The sequence below is a fragment of the Stenotrophomonas sp. TWI273 genome (genome assembly GCF_039674765.1).
Lineage (GTDB): Bacteria > Pseudomonadota > Gammaproteobacteria > Xanthomonadales > Xanthomonadaceae > Stenotrophomonas.
In genome coordinates this window covers 78,229-91,139 of record NZ_JBDJOA010000006.1, presented here as the reverse complement: position 1 = coordinate 91,139, position 12,911 = coordinate 78,229, and the positions used below count along the sequence as shown (strand labels likewise).

The following is a 12,911-nucleotide window of genomic DNA, read 5'->3' as shown; positions in this document are numbered from 1 at the left end:
GCAACTGGCGAAACAGAGGAGGACAGGATCGGCCAACGCGCGTATTCGCAGCGTCAAGCGCCGAGGGTCGGGGGCGGCCTGGGTGAATTGGCGCCAACCGCAGTGCCGGAGCATACACGCGTGGATTGTCCCTCACCCGGATCAGGATCACACTGGGTGCCTGATCCCCCTTGTGATCGCGCCCCAGGAGTTGTCATGAACCGCACATCCCTGATCGCCGGCGCCCTGGCCGGCCTGCTGCTCATCGGCAGTGCCTCCGCCGCCCCACGCACCGTGACCGACCCGCAGGCCCCGCGCGCGCTCAAGGCGGAGGGTCCGGTCCAGGTGATGTGGACCGACCCGGCCCAGTTCACCGAGATCCGGCTGAGCAACAACCGCTTTGAAGCCGAACGCGGTGACTGGGTACAGCAGCTGGCCAAATACGTGCAGACCACCGCCAGCAAGGCACTGCAGCCCGGCCAGACGCTGGAGGTGACCTTCACCGACATCAAGCGCGCCGGCGATTACGAGCCGTGGCACGGCCCGCGCGCCAACGACATCCGGGTGATGCGCGATATCTACCCCCCGCGCGTGACCCTGACCTACACCCTGAAGGATGCCCAGGGACAGGTGATCGGCGAAGGTGAGCGCAAGCTGCAGGACACCGGCTACCTGCACAACATCGGGCGTCAGAGCGACACCGACCCGCTGCGCTACGAGAAGCGCCTGCTGGATGATTGGATCCGGCGCGATCTGCGCAATGAGGCCACGGCCAATACCTGATCCGTTGGCTCTGACAGGACGAAGGCGGCGCACCAGCGCCGCCTTTTTCATGCACCCGGCGTCGCCGGTGGCGGCTCAGCCGTCAGCGTACTCGCGCACCACCCGCTTCACGCCACACGGCAGCTGGTAGGCACTGACCCCGCACAGCGGCGCCAGGGCCTCGATGCGCGGCGCATCGCCCCACAGCGTCACCGTGCTGCCGATGCCGGCCTGCGGCAGGTGGGTCAGATCCACGGTGAGCATGTCCATCGAGACCCGACCGATCACGATGCCGGGCTGTCCATCGATGCGCACCGGGGTGCCGTTCGGCGCGAACTGCGGGTAGCCATCGGCATAGCCGAGGGCCACGACGCCCACCCGGGTCGGCCGCTGCGCGACGAAGCGCGCGCCATAGCCGACCGGCTCGCCGACCGCGATGTCGCGCACGGCAAAGATTTTCGACCGCATGGTCATCACCGGGCGCAGGCGCTCGGTCAGGGCCGTGTGCGCCGGCATCGGGTTGATCCCGTACAGCATCAGGCCTGGGCGCACCCAGTCACTGCGCACCTCCGGCCAGCCCAGCAGCGCCGGCGAGTTGCACAGGCTGGTCTGCCCGGCCAGGCCTTCGATGGCGGCCGCGAAGACGTCGGCCTGCTCGCGGGTGCGCGGGCTGTCCAGCTCGTCGGCACGCGCCATGTGGGTCATCAGCACCATCGGCCCGACATGCGCCAGCGCACTGAGCGTGGCGTGCGCGGCGCGGAACTCGTCCGGCCACAGGCCCAGGCGATGCATGCCACTGTCCAGCTTCAACCACACGGTGAGCGTGGCGGTGGTCGGAAACGCGGCCACCGCCTCCACCTGCCACGGAGCGCCAACCGCGAACCACAGGTCGTGCTCGACGATCAGCGGCAGTTCGTCGGCATCGAAGAAGCCTTCCAACAGCAGGATCGGGCCGGTGATACCGGCCGCCCGCAGTTCCAGCGCTTCCTCGATGCAGGCCACGCCGAACGCATCGGCCTCGGTCTGCAGCGCGCGGGCGCAGCGCACCGCACCGTGCCCGTAGGCATCGGCCTTGATCACCGCAACGGCCTTGCCGCCCCCCAGTTCGCGTGCCAGCCGGTAATTGCTGCGCAGCGCGTCCAGGTCAATCAACGCACGGGCTGGGCGCATGAACTCGACTCACGGTGACGGACGGACGCGGCATGGTGGGTGTAGCGGAAAATATCCAGGCCTTCGGTGCTGATCTGCGGCTGGCGGGCATCCATCAGGTCGGCCAGGTAGCGGCCGGAGCCGCAGGCCATGGTCCAGCCCAGGGTGCCGTGGCCGGTATTGAGGAACAGGTTGCGGTACGGCGTGGCGCCGACCACCGGGGTGCCGTCCGGCGTGGCCGGGCGCAGGCCGGTCCAGAACTCGGCGCGCGACAGGTCGCCGCCCTCCGGGTACAGATCGCGCACCACCTTCTCCAGCGTGGCGCGGCGGCGCGGCGAGAGGGACAGGTCGAACCCGCCCACTTCGGCCATGCCACCCACGCGGATGCGGTCGTCAAAGCGGGTCACGGCCACCTTGTAGCTTTCATCCAGGATGGTCGAGGTCGGGGCCATCGCCGGGTCGGTGATCGGCAGCGTCAGCGAGTAGCCCTTGAGCGGGTACACCGGCAGCTGCATGCCCAGCGGTGCGACCAGCGACGGCGAATAGCTGCCCAGCGCGACCACGTAGTGATCGGCGGTTTCCAGCTTGCCATCGATGCGTACACCGGTGATGCGGTCGCCCTCGCTCTGCAGGCCGGCGATGTCCTGGTCGAAGCGGAACTCCACCCCGGCATCGACGCACATCTGCGCCAGGCGACGGGTGAACAACTGGCAATCGCCGGTCTGGTCGCGCGGCAGGCGCAGCGCGCCGACCAGCTTGTCGGCCACGCCGGCCAGCGCCGGTTCGTGGGCGATGATGCCGTCGCGATCAAGCACCTCGTAGGGCACGCCGTATTGGGCCAGCACCTCGATGTCCTGCGCCGAGGCGTCCAGCTGCTGCTGGGTGCGGAACAACTGGGTGGTGCCCAGGTCGCGGCCTTCGAACTCGATGCCGGTCTCGCGGCGCAGCTCGTTGAGGCAGTCGCGGCTGTACTCGGACATGCGCACCATGCGCGCCTTGTTGATCGCATAGCGCTCATGCGTGCAGTTGCGCAGCATCTGCGCCAGCCAGCGGTACTGGTGCCAGTCCAGGCCCGGGCGGATGGCCAGCGGCGCATGCTCGGCGAACAGCCACTTGACGGCCTTGAGCGGCACGCCGGGCGCTGCCCACGGCGAGGTATAGCCGAACGACAGCTGGCCTGCGTTGGCGAAACTGGTTTCCAGCGCCGGACCGGGCTGGCGGTCGACGACCGTGACTTCAAACCCGGCCTGCCGCAGGTACCAGGCACTGGTCGTGCCGATCACACCGCTGCCAAGGACTAGAACGCGCATGACACCTCTCCAACCCGATCATTCCCTGCGCAGGAGCACGCCGGGACCATAATTGAGGAAGTATAGTCAGCCGCAACCAAGCAATTCGCCTGTTTTTCCAGCATCAGGCAGGGTATTGTCTCGCGAACATCCTTGAGAGGCTGACGCCGATGGCCACGCGTGCCCGTGAACTGGACAAGATCGACCGCAAGATCCTGCGCATCCTGCAGGCCGAGGGTCGGATCTCCTTCACCGAACTGGGCGAGCGGGTCGGGCTGTCGACCACGCCGTGCACCGAGCGCGTCCGCCGGCTGGAGCGCGACGGGGCCATCACCGGCTACTACGCCAAGCTTGATCCGCATTACCTCAAGGCCAGCCTGCTGGTGTTCGTGGAGATCAGCCTGGCCTACAAATCCGGCGACATCTTTGAAGAGTTCCGGCGCGCGGCGTTGAAGCTGCCCAATGTGCTGGAATGCCATCTGGTCTCGGGCGATTTCGACTACCTGCTCAAGGCCCGCATCAGCGAGATGGCCTCGTACCGCAAGCTGCTGGGCAGCACCTTGTTGACCTTGCCGCACGTGCGCGAATCCAAGAGCTACATAGTGATGGAAGAGGTCAAGGAGACCTTGACCCTGCCGATTCCAGATTGATCCGGTCGCGTGACTGAGTGGCGTGGCTGAAACGCAAAAAGGCGGCGCGCATGTGCGCACCGCCCTTGTTCATTGCGCCAAGCGCATCAGCGCTGCTGTTTCTGGTCCTGATGCTTCTGGTCCTGCTGCTTGCCGCCCTTCTGATTCTGCTGGTCCCACTGCTGCTGGTTCTGCTGGCCGGGCTTCTGGTTCTGTTGCTGACTGCCCTGCTGCTCCTGCGGCGTCTTGCCGGGACTGCGGTTCTGCTGGTTAGCCATGATTGCACTCTTCTCGAAAAACCTCGGGGGATGCGCTGTGTTGCGGCGCGGGTACAGGGTCCCGCCGATCCGGTTAATCACAGGCGAAAAAACAGTGAGGCCTTGCGTTGACGGGGATGACTGCGCGGGCGGCGATGTAAACCATTCATGTTGCCCGCCTGCCACCCCGGGAGTCAGGGCTTGATCTGTTGGCCGTCAGCGCTGGGGACGGCGTCGTAATAGCGGCCGGTGCGGGTATCGAGCACGCGGTTCGGGCCTACCTGCTTGACCCCCGGAATGATCCGGCCGTGGCGGTCGTAGACCTTGCTCTGCACGGCCGGGCCCTGCAGCGGTGCGGGCTGCGCGGGGCCTTTGCTTTGGATCGGGTGCGTGCGCAGCTGCTGCTGGGTCTGCGAGGACGACTTCACCGGGGCCATCCTGTCGGACAGGCTGTCGACCGGCACCGGTTGCACGGCCGGGGGCTGTGGCGCGCGCTGCGGCGTGACCACCGGCCGCGTCGCGGTGGGCGTGGGCGGCGGGCCGATCTGCGCGGCCGCGGTCAACGGCAGCAGCACCAGCAAGGCAGCGGCGAGGCGACGTGGGCGGTACATGGCGATCTCCCGGCGGCGGTTCAGGTCTTCACCATGCGCCGCCATGGGTATCAGCACGATGAATGCCCCGGCTTGAACCTCTACAGGCAACAGCCCAATCTACGTACCACATCAATAGGGAATGTTTATGACAGCTTTCGACCTTTCCCCGCCCACCGACGCCCAGCGCCAGGCCTTGGTGGCCGGCCTCAGCGCCGATGAGCAGCGCGTGCTGCTGCATCACGGCACCGAGGCGCCGTTCTGCGGGGTCTTCCTGGACAACAAGCAGGACGGGGTCTACGGCTGCCGGTTGTGCGGCCTGCCGCTGTTCCGCTCCAGCACCAAGTTCGACTCCGGCACCGGCTGGCCGAGCTTCTTCGCGCCCTTCGACCCGGCGCATGTCCGCGAGATCCGCGACGCCAGCCATGGCATGGTCCGCACCGAGATCGTCTGTGCGCGGTGTGACAGCCATCTCGGCCATGTTTTCCCGGATGGCCCGCCGCCGACCCATGAGCGCCACTGCCTGAACTCGGTCTCGCTGTCGTTCACGCCCAACGGGCAGGCCTATCCGGATCCGTTGCAGCGCGGGGGTGCGGAAGCCGAGCCGGCCGCCTGAATCCGGAAAAGTGTGACATCGAGCGAACACCCCCCTTCAGAAAGGGTGTGAAGGGGCCGACATGGAGGTATCCCCTTCCCGCGTCGGCCCCATGCTCATCATCGTTGGACTTCTCGTCGTCATCCTCAGCGTGCTCGGCGGTTACGTGGGGGCGCACGGCAAACTCGGCGCGCTGTGGCAGCCCTATGAACTGGTGATCATCGGCGGTGCGGCGCTGGGTGCGTTCCTGGTCGGCACCCCGGTCAAAACCGTGAAGCAGACCCTGAAGGCCACCGTGGGCGTGTTCAAGGGGCCGCGCTACAAGCAGCAGGACTACATCGACGTCCTGAGCCTGCTCTACGAACTGCTCAACAAGGCGCGCCGCGAAGGCTTCATGGCGCTGGAAGACCACGTCGAGCGCCCGGCCGAGAGCAGCATCTTCGCCAATTACCCCAAGGTGCAGGCCGACCATCACCTGGTCGACTTCATCACCGATTGTCTGCGCCTGATGATCGGCAGCAACATCGAGCCGCACGAGCTGGAACCGCTGCTGGAGATGGAGCTGGAGAAGCACCACGGCGAGGCGATGCAGCCGGCCGCGGTGCTCAACAAGGTCGCCGACGGCCTGCCCGGCTTCGGCATCGTCGCCGCGGTGCTGGGCATCGTGATCACCATGGGCTCGATCGGCGGGGAAATCACGGAAGTCGGCGCGCACGTCGCCGGCGCGCTGGTCGGCACCTTCCTGGGCATCCTGCTGGCCTATGGCTTCGTCGGCCCGCTGGCCTCGGCCGTGGAAGCGCGCGCCGAACAGGACGCACGCATCTACGAATCGGTGAAGACCGCCCTGCTGGCCTGCCTGCGCGGCTACAACCCGAAGATCGCGCTGGAATTCGCCCGCAAGACCCTGCCGTCCAACGTGCGCCCGGGCTTCAGCGAGTTCGAACAGCACCTCAAGACGGTCAAGTAAGGCAGCGCCATGGCCGAGACCAAACCCACCGTCATCGTCCGCCGGGTCAAGAAGGCCGGGCATGCCGCGCACCATGGCGGTGCCTGGAAAGTGGCCTATGCCGACTTCGTGACCGCGATGATGGCCTTCTTCCTGGTGCTGTGGCTGATGGCCGCCACCAGCAAGCCGGAGCGCGCGGCAATCTCCGAGTACTTCCGCAACCCCAGCCCGCTGGCCGGCAGCAGTTCCACCCCGGCCCCGGGCATGGCCGGCCCGGGCGGCGCCAGTACCTCGATGATCAAGCTGGGCGGCGCGACCGACATCTCGCGCGGCAACAGCAACGATCCCTTCCAGAACCAGCAGGCCTCCAGGCCGGTGCCGCAGCAGGACGAGCGCGAGCGCGAAAAACGCCAGCTCGAAGCGCTCAAGCAGGAGCTGGAAGAAGCGATCAGCAAGAGCCAGGCGCTGGAGCCGTTCAAGGACCAGCTGCTGCTCGACCTCACCCCCGAAGGCCTGCGCATCCAGATCGTGGACAAGCAGAACCGCCCGATGTTCGACATGGGCAGCGCCTCGCTCAAGCCGTATACGCGCGAGATCCTGCGCGAGCTGTCGCAGTTCATCAACCACGTGCCGAACCGGATCAGCATCACCGGCCATACCGACATCACCGCCTACAACGCGGCCCATGGCTACAGCAACTGGGAGCTCAGCGCCGACCGCGCCAACGCCGCCCGGCGGGCCCTGCTGGATGGCGGCATGACCGAAGACAAGGTGACCCGCGTGGTCGGCCTGTCCTCCTCGGTGCTGTTCGACCGGACCCAGCCGGACAACCCGATCAACCGCCGGATCAGCATCGTGGTGATGACCAAGGCGGCCGAAGCGGCGGCCCTGGCCGGTGCCGGGCAGGAAGTGGCGCTGTCGCCCACCGCTGCCGACGCCGATATCCAGGCGACGCTTGCGCCGGCTGTCGCGCCTTAAGGGGCGCGGCGGCGGCGGCTGCAGAGGGAATTCAGGGAATCCGTGGAGCCGGCCAGCGGCCGGGGATATGCGCCCTTCACGGAATGCGTGGAGCCGGCCAGCGGCCGGGGATATGCGCCCTTCACGGAATGCGTGGAGCCGGCCAGCGGCCGGCACTACAATGGGTCTTCCCTTTTGTAGATAGACCGCACTCATGTCCAAGCAGTCCAAGGCCAAGCGCGACAAGCGCAAGAAGCAGCAGCCCAAGCGTCCGATCAACCGCCTCAACGCCCAGCAGCCGGTGCAGAACCATGCCGTGCTGACCAACGAAGAAGGTCAGGTCGTCGCTGCGATCGGCCTGCAGGGCACCGAATGGCTGCTGGCCATTGGCGGCCAGACCATGGGCAACGCCGACAACCCGGTCCCGATGCTGGCCATGCTCAAGCACCTGTCCAACGTCCAGGAGAAGGAAGGCCGCAAGGTCAACCTGGAATACTCGAGCCAGCTGCAGCAGCTGATCGACGACCTGGCCGCCGACGAAGGCAAGACCGCCGACGAGTACCTGACCCAGCTGGTCTCCGAGTTTGAAGGCGTGGAAGGCGAAGAAGGCGAAGACGCCGAAACCGCTGAAACCGCTGCCGACGCCAGCGAAGACGCCCCGGTGGCAGACGAGGCCGGCACCGATGCCGCCGCCGACGCCACCCCGGCCGCCAGCGACGACAAGCCGCAGGCCTGAGCCACGGCGATCCGGTGACGGTCTATATCGACGATGCGGTACATCCCTGGCGCGGCGAGCGCTGGGCGCATCTGATGGCCGATACCCTGCCCGAGCTGCACGCCATGGCGGCGCAGCTCGGGATTCCGCGGCGGGCGTTCCAGAACCGCCGCAGCGGCGCGCACTACGACGTGCCCGCCCCGTTGCGCCTGCAGGCAATCGCCTTGGGCGCACGGGCCATCTCACGGCATACGGACCGTGCGCTGGTCAAAGCCGTGATCTCGAACGCGCGCGAGCAGTATCAGGCGTAGGTGCCGACCGTTGGTCGGCACACGCAGACCGCAATCGCGCCCTCAGAACGGATCGCTGCCCGGCCGCACTTCCACGCCCAGCAGCGAGCACAGCGCCAGCATCGCATCGTCATCGCGGTTCAGCGCCACCCACCCGGCCAGCGTGTCATTGCCGGTATCCACGCTCCACAGCGCGTAGTTGTGCTCGCGCAGGCGGTCATGGGCGGTGGCCATCAGCATCGGGGCATCCACCTCGGCGGCGAAATCCTCATCGTCCAGGTCGCCGCCCCAGTCGATCTGCAGATTCCAGCGCGCGGACAGCTCGTTCACCGCCGACATCAGTGCATCGGCATCGCTGCGCTCCACCTCGAACCCGGACTGCCAGGCGATCGCCGCCATCATCGGCGGCAGCCAGTCGGCATCCTCATCGATGCCTTCGCCGCTCTCCAGCAGCGCCTCGCGCCAGCGGTTGAACTGCTGCAGGGCCAGTTCTTCATCGCCCGGGTTGATCAGCACGAACAGATTCCAGATCCGCGCCTCGAAATCGTCCTCGTCGAAATCGCGTTCCTCTTCTTCGAAGTCGAAATAATCGCTGTTGTCGGGCATGGCCGGTATTCCTGGAGACAGGGGCGCATTCTGCCGTGCAAGGGCGTTGGCAGGAAGCGAAATTCGGCGCAGGGCCCGCTGCGGTTTATCCTGTACGGCAGAAGGCGGCCTTGGTGGTCGTCAGCATCCTGTGACCATGAGCGATACCCCTCCCGATCACCTGGCGATCAACCCGACCAGCCCCTTCCACGATGCTGCTGCGCTGGAGCGCGGCGTGGGCATCCGTTTCAACGATGTCGAGCGCGACAACGTTGAAGAGTATTCGGTCAGCGAAGGCTGGATCCGCGTGCAGGCCGGCAAGGCCCGCGACCGCCGCGGCAACCCGATGACGATCAAGATCAAGGGCACCGTGGTGGCCTATTTCCTGGATCAGAAGCCGGACGCCTGATCCACGTGCGCCGGCGACGCCTGATCCACGTGTGCCGGCGGCGCCTGATCCACGTGTGCCGGGGTAGAGCCACCCCATGGGTGGCTGCCCTTCGTCCCCGACGCGTGGGTTTCAATGGGTCCGCGCAGCCACCCATGGGGTGGCTCTACCCGTGACACGGTGCGACCTCAATCGCGTTGCCGCGTCTCCAGCAGATCCAGATTGCGGATCAGCCGGCGCGAGATCTCGTCGGAGATCTTGCCACGCCGGGTCAGGCGGAACAGTTCTTCGCGCTCGGCGGTGAGCCCGGCGGTGCGCAGTTGGCGGTAGCCCTGCTCCATCCGCTTCACCTTGTCCGGATCGGCATCCGGCCCGGCGTCCTTCTCCAGGTTGCGCTGGTACAGCAGGCTCACCCGTGAGGCGGCGTCGTTGTAGAGCTGCACGTTCTCGGTGGTCTGGTTCTGCACCAGCTGCTGGCGCGTGCGCTCCACGCCGGCCAGCGCGGCCTTGGCGGCCAGCTTGCGGGCAAGATCCTCTTCCTTGCGTTCGCCCGAATCGGCCGGCAGTTCCAGCCCTTTGAGCAGGCGGGGCAGCGCGATGCTGGCACCGACCAGCGAGATCAGGATCACCGCCGCGGCCAGGAAGATCACCAGATCGCGCGCCGGGAAGGCGCTGCCATCGGGCAGGAACAGCGGCAGCGTCAGCACGCCGGCCAGGGTGATCGCCCCGCGCACGCCAGCCACCGAGGTCGCCACCACGATCCGCCAGGACGTGCCCTGCCGGGCCTCGCCACGATGGCGCGCGCGCAGCAGGCTCCAGCGCAGCGACAGCCATACCCAGGCCAGGCGCAGCAGCACCAGCGCCAGATTGATCACCACCACATAGACCAGCAGCCACCACGCGCTGTGGTGCCCGCTCTCGCTGACCGTCTTGATCGCGCGCTCCACGATGCCGGGCAGCTGCTCGCCGAGCAGCACGAACATGATGCCGTTGAAGCTGAACTGCAGCATGTTCCACACGGCAGTGCGCTGCACGCGCATGCTGCCCGACACCCGACCGCTCAGTTCCACATAGCTCATCGTGATGCCCGCGGCGACTGCCGAGAGGATGCCCGAGGCGTTGAACTCTTCGGCCAGCAGGTAGGCCGCGAAGGGAATCAACAGGTTGACCAGCAGCGCCGCGCCCGGCTCCTCGCCGAAGCGCCGCCACAGCCAGCGCTGGAAGGTGGACACGCCCAGCGTCACCGCGACACCGATCGCCAGCCCGGCCACCGCCACCCACAGGAACGTCAGCGAGGCCGTCGCCAGCGAGAACGAGCCGGTCATCACCGCCGCCACCGCGAAGCGGAAGCAGACCAGGCCGGAGGCATCGTTGAGCAGCGACTCGCCTTCCAGGATGTGCATCAGCCGCTTGGGGATCGGCGCGCGCGAGGCGATCGAACTGACCGCCACCGGGTCGGTCGGCGAGATGATCGCGGCCAGGGCGAACGCCACCGCCAGCGGCATCACCGGGATCATCCAGTGGATCAGGAACCCGGCCCCGATGACGGTGAACACCACCAGCCCGAAGGCCAGTTCCAGGATCACGCCTTTATCGCGGAACAGGCCCTGCTTGGGGATGCGCCAGCCATCCAGGAACAGCAGCGGCGGCAGGAACAGCAGGAAGAACATCTCCGGCTCCAGCGCGTGGCCGCGGTTGAACACCCCCGCAATGACCGCGCCCAGCCCGATCTGCACCAGCGGCAGCGGCAGCGACAACGGCAATACGCGGACCAGGTAGCCGCTGGCGACCACCGCCACCAGCATCGCCAGGACGACTTCAATGGTATGCATGCATTTTCCAGTAAGCAGCGCGGGGGAGGCTGCAGGCAGCCGGCGCCGGAAACAGGAAAAAACGTACCACACGTGCGCCGCCGCGCGAATGCGCGGGGCGCGCCAGGCTCAGTTCGCGGACAGCACGGCGCTCATGCGGCGCGCTGCTGTACGTCGGCACCGTCGAAGCGATAGATGTCCATCGCCAGGAAGCCGGCATCGATCCCGGCATCGATGCGCTGCGCACCGAGCGCCTCGCCACCGGCCGCGCCCATCGCGACGTGCAGCGGCTGCAGATGCTCGTCGCTGGGGTGCGCCTGCACGGCGTACGGGGCCTGCCGGCGGTAGTCCAGCAAGGCGGCACTGTCATCGGCCTGCAGGCGCTGCTCCACCCACTCGATGAAGGGCCGCACATACGGCGCTTCCTTGCCGTCCTGGTAGCTGCGCCAATCGTGCAGGTTGTGGGTGATGCTGCCCGAGCCGATCACCAGCACGCCCTGCTCGCGCAGCGGCGCCAGCGCGCGACCCAGCGCAAACTGATGGGCCGGCCCAAGCAACGGCTGGATCGCCAGCGGCACGACCGGGATCTCCGCCTGCGGGTACAGAAAACGCAGCGGCACCCAGGCACCGTGGTCGAGACCGCGCTGCGGGTCGATCGCGGTCGGCAGGCCGGCCGCGGTCAGCCGCTGCGCGATCTCCTGCGCCAGCGCGGGGTCGCCCGGTGCCGGGTACTGCAGATCGAACAGCGCCTGCGGAAAACCGCCGAAATCATGGATGGTCGGTGGCTGGGCATGCCCGCCGACCACGGGTTGATGGGTCAGCCAGTGCGCCGAGGCCATGACGATCGCGCGCGGTCGCGGCAGGCGCGCGGCCAGGGCCGCCAGGCGCTCACCGACCAGACCGGGGTTGAGCGCGGTCATCGGCGAGCCATGGGAGATGTACAGGGAGGGCAATCGGGACATCACGGACTCCAGTAGCGCTACGACGGCCCTGAGCTTATTGCGCGCCGCCTTGCCAATAAATACGATGCATCGACGCTGTTTATTTCTGAAAGAGAAACAATGGACACTCTGGATGCCATGCGTGTGTTTGTCGCCGTGGTCGAGCGCAACGGCTTCAGTGCCGCCGCGCAGGCCCTGGACCTGTCCACCGCCGGGGTGACCCGACAGATCGCGGCGCTGGAAAAGCGCCTCTCGACCCGGCTGCTCAACCGTACGACCCGCCGCGTGAGCCCGACCAGCACGGGCGCGGCCTATTACGCCGAGTGCGTGCGGCTGCTGGCCGAGTTCGATGCGCTGGAGGCCGGCATCAGCGCGCAGGCCCTGGAGCCCTCCGGGCGGCTGCGCATCAACGCGCCGGTCAGCTATGGCATCGCCCGGCTGGGCCCACTGCTGGCCGGCTATCGCGCGCGCTACCCGCAGGTGGAACTGGACCTGTCGCTGTCCGACCGCCTGGTGGACATGGTCGAAGAAGGCTACGACGTGGCGATCCGCATCACCCGCCAGCCCGGCCCGGCACTGATCGCGCGCAAGCTGGCGGACGCGCAGATCAGCCTGTGCGCGGCGCCGGCGTATCTGGATGCGCATGGCCGGCCGCAGCAACCCGAAGATCTCTCCGCGCACGAATGCCTGCAGTACAGCTACTGGGGCGGCGGGGATGCGTGGCAGCTGCAGGGGCCACGCGGGGAGGTCTCCGTGCCGGTACGTGGCGGTGTGCGTGCCAACAATGGCGACGTGCTGCGCGAAGCGGCCATCGCCGGCATGGGCATCATCGTGCAGCCGGACTTCCTGGTGGCCGAGGCGATCGCCGAGGGTCGACTGGAGCGGGTACTGCCCGCGTGGGCGGTGCCGGGCATCGGCATCCATGCGGTGTACACCAGCCGCAGCCATCTGGCGCCGAAGGTGCGCAGCTTCATCGACTACCTGGTGGAAGCGCTGGGCGGATGACGCGTGGCGGCGGCCGGGCAGCG

Annotated in this window: 16 protein-coding genes; 9 read left to right on the top strand and 7 right to left on the bottom strand. The window is 67.4% G+C overall.

Annotated elements, in window-relative coordinates:
• The first annotated feature begins 195 nt into the window (after positions 1-195).
• Entirely contained in the window at positions 196-762 is a 567-nt protein-coding gene (locus ABE571_RS10265) for a DUF3016 domain-containing protein (protein ID WP_313211768.1), read from the top strand.
• A gap of 75 nt (positions 763-837) precedes the next feature.
• Here ABE571_RS10265 and alr read toward each other — a convergent pair whose 3' ends face one another.
• On the bottom strand, positions 838-1,911 hold the full coding sequence (gene alr / locus ABE571_RS10260; RefSeq protein ID WP_346493665.1) for an alanine racemase: 1,074 nt from the start codon (positions 1,909-1,911) through the stop codon (positions 838-840).
• Complete coding sequence (locus tag ABE571_RS10255; RefSeq protein ID WP_313211766.1) at positions 1,890-3,200, bottom strand: D-amino acid dehydrogenase; 1,311 nt, start codon at positions 3,198-3,200, stop codon at positions 1,890-1,892. Before ABE571_RS10255 ends, alr begins: the two co-directional genes overlap by 22 nt.
• Positions 3,201-3,349: 149 nt before the next feature.
• Here ABE571_RS10255 and ABE571_RS10250 point away from each other — a divergent pair, with 149 nt between their 5' ends.
• A complete protein-coding gene (locus tag ABE571_RS10250) occupies positions 3,350-3,829 on the top strand; it encodes an Lrp/AsnC ligand binding domain-containing protein (protein ID WP_046272909.1) in 480 nt (159 codons plus the stop codon).
• An 86-nt stretch (positions 3,830-3,915) separates the two neighbouring features.
• Here the strand turns inward: ABE571_RS10250 and ABE571_RS10245 are convergent, their stop codons facing one another.
• Complete coding sequence (locus ABE571_RS10245) at positions 3,916-4,086, bottom strand: lana protein (RefSeq protein WP_121042445.1); 171 nt, start codon at positions 4,084-4,086, stop codon at positions 3,916-3,918.
• Between the two features lie 173 nt (positions 4,087-4,259).
• Positions 4,260-4,676 carry a classical arabinogalactan protein 4 gene (locus ABE571_RS10240; RefSeq protein ID WP_313211765.1) on the bottom strand — a complete coding sequence of 139 codons (417 nt, stop codon included), beginning with the start codon at positions 4,674-4,676 and terminating at the stop codon, positions 4,260-4,262.
• A 127-nt stretch (positions 4,677-4,803) separates the two neighbouring features.
• On the opposite strand from ABE571_RS10240, the gene msrB reads away from it, so the two are divergent.
• The 5 genes from msrB to ABE571_RS10215 all read left to right on the top strand — a co-directional run bounded on the left by msrB (position 4,804) and on the right by ABE571_RS10215 (position 8,179).
• Entirely contained in the window at positions 4,804-5,271 is a 468-nt protein-coding gene (gene msrB, locus ABE571_RS10235) for a peptide-methionine (R)-S-oxide reductase MsrB (protein WP_313211764.1), read from the top strand.
• Between the two features lie 91 nt (positions 5,272-5,362).
• Entirely contained in the window at positions 5,363-6,217 is an 855-nt protein-coding gene (gene motA / locus ABE571_RS10230) for a flagellar motor stator protein MotA (protein ID WP_313211763.1), read from the top strand.
• Positions 6,218-6,226: 9 nt separating this feature from the next.
• Entirely contained in the window at positions 6,227-7,174 is a 948-nt protein-coding gene (gene motB / locus ABE571_RS10225) for a flagellar motor protein MotB (RefSeq protein ID WP_313211762.1), read from the top strand.
• A gap of 193 nt (positions 7,175-7,367) precedes the next feature.
• Positions 7,368-7,889 (top strand): hypothetical protein, encoded by a 522-nt coding sequence (locus ABE571_RS10220; protein ID WP_313211761.1) that lies wholly within the window; start codon positions 7,368-7,370, stop codon positions 7,887-7,889.
• A 14-nt stretch (positions 7,890-7,903) separates the two neighbouring features.
• Complete coding sequence (locus ABE571_RS10215) at positions 7,904-8,179, top strand: DUF4031 domain-containing protein (protein WP_313220064.1); 276 nt, start codon at positions 7,904-7,906, stop codon at positions 8,177-8,179.
• Positions 8,180-8,221: 42 nt separating this feature from the next.
• On the opposite strand, the gene ABE571_RS10210 is transcribed toward ABE571_RS10215, so the two are convergent.
• Complete coding sequence (locus ABE571_RS10210; protein ID WP_313211759.1) at positions 8,222-8,764, bottom strand: hypothetical protein; 543 nt, start codon at positions 8,762-8,764, stop codon at positions 8,222-8,224.
• A 136-nt stretch (positions 8,765-8,900) separates the two neighbouring features.
• On the opposite strand from ABE571_RS10210, the gene ABE571_RS10205 reads away from it, so the two are divergent.
• Positions 8,901-9,152, top strand: coding sequence for a DUF3297 family protein (locus tag ABE571_RS10205; protein WP_259261709.1), 252 nt, complete (start codon positions 8,901-8,903; stop codon positions 9,150-9,152).
• 167 nt (positions 9,153-9,319) lie between these two features.
• Here the strand turns inward: ABE571_RS10205 and ABE571_RS10200 are convergent, their stop codons facing one another.
• On the bottom strand, positions 9,320-10,963 hold the full coding sequence (locus tag ABE571_RS10200) for a Na+/H+ antiporter (RefSeq protein ID WP_121042433.1): 1,644 nt from the start codon (positions 10,961-10,963) through the stop codon (positions 9,320-9,322).
• Between the two features lie 131 nt (positions 10,964-11,094).
• Positions 11,095-11,904, bottom strand: coding sequence for a class III extradiol ring-cleavage dioxygenase (locus ABE571_RS10195; protein ID WP_313211756.1), 810 nt, complete (start codon positions 11,902-11,904; stop codon positions 11,095-11,097).
• 99 nt (positions 11,905-12,003) lie between these two features.
• Here ABE571_RS10195 and ABE571_RS10190 point away from each other — a divergent pair, with 99 nt between their 5' ends.
• Complete coding sequence (locus ABE571_RS10190; RefSeq protein ID WP_313220066.1) at positions 12,004-12,888, top strand: LysR family transcriptional regulator; 885 nt, start codon at positions 12,004-12,006, stop codon at positions 12,886-12,888.
• Positions 12,889-12,911 lie beyond the last annotated feature (23 nt).

What these genes read in the sequence shown, in the direction of transcription:
- ABE571_RS10265 (WP_313211768.1), top strand. Translation starts at nt 196, where the DNA reads ATGAACCGCACATCCCTGATCGCCGGCGCCCTGGCCGGCCTGCTGCTC.
- alr (WP_346493665.1), bottom strand. Translation starts at nt 1,911, where the DNA reads ATGCGCCCAGCCCGTGCGTTGATTGACCTGGACGCGCTGCGCAGCAAT.
- ABE571_RS10255 (WP_313211766.1), bottom strand. Translation starts at nt 3,200, where the DNA reads ATGCGCGTTCTAGTCCTTGGCAGCGGTGTGATCGGCACGACCAGTGCC.
- ABE571_RS10250 (WP_046272909.1), top strand. Translation starts at nt 3,350, where the DNA reads ATGGCCACGCGTGCCCGTGAACTGGACAAGATCGACCGCAAGATCCTG.
- ABE571_RS10245 (WP_121042445.1), bottom strand. Translation starts at nt 4,086, where the DNA reads ATGGCTAACCAGCAGAACCGCAGTCCCGGCAAGACGCCGCAGGAGCAG.
- ABE571_RS10240 (WP_313211765.1), bottom strand. Translation starts at nt 4,676, where the DNA reads ATGTACCGCCCACGTCGCCTCGCCGCTGCCTTGCTGGTGCTGCTGCCG.
- msrB (WP_313211764.1), top strand. Translation starts at nt 4,804, where the DNA reads ATGACAGCTTTCGACCTTTCCCCGCCCACCGACGCCCAGCGCCAGGCC.
- motA (WP_313211763.1), top strand. Translation starts at nt 5,363, where the DNA reads ATGCTCATCATCGTTGGACTTCTCGTCGTCATCCTCAGCGTGCTCGGC.
- motB (WP_313211762.1), top strand. Translation starts at nt 6,227, where the DNA reads ATGGCCGAGACCAAACCCACCGTCATCGTCCGCCGGGTCAAGAAGGCC.
- ABE571_RS10220 (WP_313211761.1), top strand. Translation starts at nt 7,368, where the DNA reads ATGTCCAAGCAGTCCAAGGCCAAGCGCGACAAGCGCAAGAAGCAGCAG.
- ABE571_RS10210 (WP_313211759.1), bottom strand. Translation starts at nt 8,764, where the DNA reads ATGCCCGACAACAGCGATTATTTCGACTTCGAAGAAGAGGAACGCGAT.
- ABE571_RS10205 (WP_259261709.1), top strand. Translation starts at nt 8,901, where the DNA reads ATGAGCGATACCCCTCCCGATCACCTGGCGATCAACCCGACCAGCCCC.
- ABE571_RS10200 (WP_121042433.1), bottom strand. Translation starts at nt 10,963, where the DNA reads ATGCATACCATTGAAGTCGTCCTGGCGATGCTGGTGGCGGTGGTCGCC.
- ABE571_RS10195 (WP_313211756.1), bottom strand. Translation starts at nt 11,904, where the DNA reads ATGTCCCGATTGCCCTCCCTGTACATCTCCCATGGCTCGCCGATGACC.
- ABE571_RS10190 (WP_313220066.1), top strand. Translation starts at nt 12,004, where the DNA reads ATGGACACTCTGGATGCCATGCGTGTGTTTGTCGCCGTGGTCGAGCGC.